At 48.6% G+C, this 2,940-nt stretch carries 3 protein-coding genes; all 3 read right to left on the reverse strand.

Features of this window, described 5'->3' with window-relative positions; genetic code table 11:
• On the reverse strand, positions 1 to 368 hold a 368-nt coding region (locus JX312_RS11515; protein WP_370541505.1), incomplete at its 3' end, for a zinc ribbon domain-containing protein.
• Positions 369 to 461: 93 nt separating this feature from the next.
• Complete coding sequence (locus tag JX312_RS11520) at positions 462 to 1,292, reverse strand: Nif3-like dinuclear metal center hexameric protein (RefSeq protein ID WP_124029908.1); 831 nt, start codon at positions 1,290 to 1,292, stop codon at positions 462 to 464.
• Positions 1,293 to 1,322: 30 nt separating this feature from the next.
• Entirely contained in the window at positions 1,323 to 2,939 is a 1,617-nt protein-coding gene (gene aspS / locus JX312_RS11525) for an aspartate--tRNA ligase (RefSeq protein WP_239653903.1), read from the reverse strand.
• Position 2,940: the final 1 nt, after the last annotated feature.

Here is a 2,940-nt window from a genome sequence, read left to right on the forward strand (position 1 = left end):
ATGTTCTTTTCTGCAAGCTCTATCTCAAGACTTTCAAATTCCTTCTCCTTCTCAAGGAATGCAAATTCGCGGTTGTTGCGCACGTTATTGATCTGTTCCTCATATTTGGCTATCTTTTCACGACGCATCTCGATTTCACCCTGCTTTGTCTTGATGAGGGTGTTGAGTCCTGCTATTTCTTCCTCATGTTTAGCGATGCGGGTCTGGAAGCGGATGATTTCGTCTTCACGGTCTTTCACCTCGTTTGGAAGTTCGCCGCGCAGAATTTTGATGCGGTCAATCTCTGAGAGATATGTCTGCAGCTGATAGAGTGCTTTGAGGCGCTCCTCAACGCTGCGTTCCTTGTCATTCTTTTTCTCTGTTGCCATATGATTTGTAAATTTTTTTATTAAAGTTGAGCAAGCGGTAAACACCGGATATCAGACCTTGATCCTAAAGCCGGGTCCACAAGCTTGAATTGTTCAGATTACCCCTACAGGATTCGTTTCGGAATCCGAGAAATACAGGAGGCAGTCCGGATACTTGTCACGTATTATGCGCGAGAATATCTTGCAAGCACAAAGCTCGCTCTCATAGTGTCCTATGTCTGCGATTATAATGTCAAGTCCGTATGCTGTGAAATCGTGATACTTCACATCTCCGGTGATTATAGCATCAGCACCGGCATTCGCTGCGTCAAGGATCAAGGAAGCCCCGGATCCGCCACAAAGGGCTACGCGCTTCACGACTAACTGAGGTGACTGAACCGAATACTTCAGTGCCTTGACTCCGAACGTTTCTTTCACCTTGCGCAAAAACTCCAGCTTTGGGGTGGGACGAAGGTTTCCGATTATTCCTATTCCCGTGGTCCCTTCGGAGTTCTTGGGTTCAAGCACTTGCAGGTCGGTCATATTGAGCATGTGTGCCATTTCATGACTTACGCCGTCCCATGCCGAGTCAAGGTTGGTATGTGCTGAATATATTGCAACGTCATGGCGTATGGCTTTCGCTACGATACGCTCTATTGCCGTGCGCCCGGTGATCTCCTTGAGTCCACGAAAGATCAGAGGGTGGTGGGTTATGACGAGATTACACTGACGCTGGATTGCCTCGTCAAGGATTTCTTCCGTGATGTCAAGGCAGAGCAAGGCTGCTGTTACCTGCATGTCGGGGTTTCCAACCTGCAGACCGGTATTGTCATAGCTTTCCTGCAATGACTTGGGAGCAAACTCTTCAATGGTTCGCGCAATATCTGAAACTTTCACCATCTTTTTCGCTTTGATGGCTTCAACGATATCGAGGGGAGTCGACATTTATAATCAGTAATAATTTTAAACAGCTTCTTAATTGTCAGATGGCTTGAGTTCAAGCTGGAGCTCGTCAAGCTGGCTCTGGTCTATGGCAGACGGGGATTCGTTCATCACGTCACGTCCTGAATTGTTTTTCGGGAAAGCTATAACGTCGCGGATTGTATCAAGTCCCGCAAGGATGGAAACGAACCTGTCGAACCCGAGTGCCAATCCTCCATGAGGTGGTGCACCATATTTGAATGCATTCATCAGGAAGCCGAATTGCTCCTGAGCGCGCTCCGGAGTGAATCCTAACAGTTCAAACATCTGGTCTTGCAGTGCAGCATCGTGGATACGTATGGAACCGCCACCAAGCTCTGTGCCGTTGACAACGATATCATAGGCGGTTGCCCTGACTTTGCCGGTGTCTGTCTTGAGCATCGGTATGTCTTCCGGATTGGGAGACGTGAAAGGATGGTGCATGGCATAGAAACGTTGTGTTTCTTCATCCCATTCGAACAAGGGGAAGTCTACTACCCAGAGCGGGGCGAATACATTCTTGTCGCGCAAGCCGAGTCGGTTGCCGAGCTCAAGACGAAGCTCGCAAAGCTGTTTGCGTGTCTTCATTGTCTCTCCTGTCATCACAAGCAACAGGTCACCGACTTCAGCTCCCGCTTTTTCGCCCCATGCGCGTAACTCCTCTTCGGTGTAGAATTTGCCGACAGAACTCTTTATGGAACCGTCAGCCTCGAATTTTACATATATGAGACCTTTTGCACCGATTTGTGGACGTTTCACAAATTCTGTGAGTTCATCTATCTGTTTACGAGAATAGTTGGCGCAACCTTTGGCAAGGATTCCGACTGTAAGTTCTGCGTCATCAATCACGCTGAAGCCTTTACCTTTTGCCACATCATTGAGTTCTACAAACTCCATTCCGAAACGTATGTCCGGTTTGTCAGAACCGTAACGTTGCATGGCGTCAGCCCATGTGATACGTGGGAATGCTTCGGTGAAGTCTATTCCTTTTACATATTTGAATATATGTTTCACAAGTCCTTCGAAAGTGCGGATCACATCTTCCTGCTCCACGAAGCTCATCTCGCAGTCTATCTGAGTGAACTCCGGCTGGCGGTCGGCACGAAGGTCTTCATCGCGGAAACATTTTGCAATCTGGAAATAACGGTCGTAGCCGCTTACCATAAGAAGCTGTTTGAACAGCTGGGGACTCTGAGGAAGGGCATAGAACTCTCCGGGATTCATGCGGGAAGGCACAACGAAGTCTCGTGCTCCTTCGGGTGTAGATTTGACCAGGATCGGAGTCTCGATTTCCAGGAATCCCTCTGCATCGAGATAACGCCTGATTTCGAATGCCATCTTGTGGCGGAGTTCGAGGTTGCGTCTTACGCAAGGACGTCGGAGATCGAGATAGCGATATTTCATGCGGAGGTCATCGCCACCGTCTGTGTTGTCTTCGATAGTGAAAGGGGGAACCTCGCTGCGGTTAAGTATGCTGAAAGTGTCCGCGATTACTTCTATATCACCAGTCGGAAGGTTCGAATTTTTCGAGCTGCGCTCCTCAACCTTCCCTGTAACCTGCACAACAAATTCGCGTCCAAGCGTGTTGGCAGCCTCGGTGATCTCCCGGTTGATCTCATTTTTGTAAACCACC

Origin of the sequence: Barnesiella sp. CU968, assembly GCF_905219685.1 — a bacterium.
In the GTDB taxonomy this organism is placed as follows: domain Bacteria; phylum Bacteroidota; class Bacteroidia; order Bacteroidales; family Muribaculaceae; genus Lepagella; species Lepagella muris_A.

Excerpts from the sequence above, each read along its gene's own strand:
- JX312_RS11520 (WP_124029908.1), bottom strand. The coding sequence starts at position 1,292 with ATGTCGACTCCCCTCGATATCGTTGAAGCCATCAAAGCGAAAAAGATG.